The organism is Phenylobacterium sp., assembly GCF_030693625.1.
Taxonomy (GTDB): domain Bacteria; phylum Pseudomonadota; class Alphaproteobacteria; order Caulobacterales; family Caulobacteraceae; genus Phenylobacterium; species Phenylobacterium ferrooxidans.
The window spans coordinates 1-1,655 of record NZ_JAUYAF010000033.1 but is presented as its reverse complement, the minus strand read 5'-3'; the positions used below and the strand labels follow the sequence as shown (position 1 = coordinate 1,655).

1 tRNA gene is annotated in these 1,655 nt (G+C 65.0%); it reads left to right on the top strand.

Annotated elements, in window-relative coordinates:
* Positions 1–23: 23 nt before the first annotated feature.
* A tRNA-Met gene (locus Q8N10_RS07320) sits at positions 24–100 on the top strand.
* Positions 101–1,655: the final 1,555 nt, after the last annotated feature.

Sequence of the window (1,655 nt, the reverse complement as noted above, 5' to 3'; positions counted from 1 at the left end):
TTCAATCACGATTATAGCTTTGCCGCGGGGTGGAGCAGCCCGGTAGCTCGTCAGGCTCATAACCTGAAGGTCACAGGTTCAAATCCTGTCCCCGCACCCAAAGACTTCTTAAAGCCCCGCTCGTGCGGGGCTTTTTGCGTTCGGAGGGCGGGAGCAGGTTTCGGATAACCTAGATTGTGCGCAGGCGCGACGCTGGCCGCAGCCGGCCGCAAGGCTCCTTCGCCAGGGCCCGAGTTCCACTTCGTGATCCGCGCTTGTGGGGCCGACCAGGACGTCGCGAGCGAACGCCGCCGATACTCAACCCCTTGCTTATCGTCGAGGCCTGTTCGTCCATTTCACGCAAGTATTCGTCTCCGGGATACCGAACCGTGTCAAGACACGGGGGGCCGCGGAGCCGTCCCGCGGCGCAGCGATGGCAGCTGTCGGCCGCCTCGCTTGCGCCGACGCGCGCCTCCTTGCAGAGGAAACCCCGGTGGCGCTGCCTCGCCGCCGGCTAGAGCCTAAGGACGGTATTGATCTGCTCAAACTCAGGCCGCAGCAGGTGATCGACAAAGCCCGGGGGAGTCCCGGAGCATCGCCTCTGAGGCGCGACTGCAGTCTGGTCGATAGGGGTTCCATCTAATAGGCACAGCATAGGGTCAAAGAAGAGCCGATGCGCACATCGGCAGGGAAGCGAGATCATCATCGCGATAGATTTGCCGCGACCTTCGACCGGCGGCGCACGCGTTCAAGGGCGGCTCCTGCGGGGAGGGCCCCGGTCTCAGCGGCATCGGCCGGGCCAACGCTACAGGGGCGGTCGGACGCCTGGCGGAAGCTTCGATCTTCCCGCCCCGGGGAGGGCGCGCGGGCGCCACGATGGGCCCTGGTCGGAGCGCCGCTTCGGCGATGGGCGCCGGCTTGGCGCCGCGGGTGAGTCGGGTGAGCCCGGCCCGGGGGAGCTCCGGCCTTGCCCGCCGCGACGGGAGATTCATCTTCCTATGCGGGACCTCCGGGTGATGGCGCCGCCGAAGAATCGGTGACCCGCCGTCCCGGGCGGCGGGGAGGGCGTCGCCCGGCGCGGGGCGCATACCCCAGGGTGCGCCGGAGAATTGAGAGAATCGGTCGGCTGATCCGTCCGCCACCTCCTCCAAAACCCCCTGTCGACGCATGCGCCGGTTCATCGCGGATAGCTTGACCAGCCGCGACGTCCCAGCGTCTTGGGCCTGGTGTCCCCATCGATGATGCGGAAAAAGGGGAAGATGGGCCGGTCGCCAAGCCTTTCACGGCGCCTTGCGTCACACCGGTTGACTTAGCCGGGGCTGGACCCTAGATACGCCGCTCGCCGCCGACAGCCACCGCTGCGGCGGAGATCTGGGGGTTTTATAAATCCCTTGCTTTTCTATCGCGGAACCTTATATTCCGCAGCTTCAATCGAATCGTTGCGGACTTGATGGGGCTTAACCCTCGGGGGGCCCGGAGCGAGATTTTTGCCTGAATTCGGCTCGTACGGATTTTGTCAAAGAAGTCCGAAAGGATCGGTTGACACGAGAGAGGCCGGCCCCTAGAACGCCGCCTCCGCCGACCACTGGCGTTAAACAGTGGGGCAGGGGAAACCCGGTCCTGGTCTTTGACATTGTTGATTTGGAAAGAGAAACGCAGGCGGCGGCGCTCTGGCG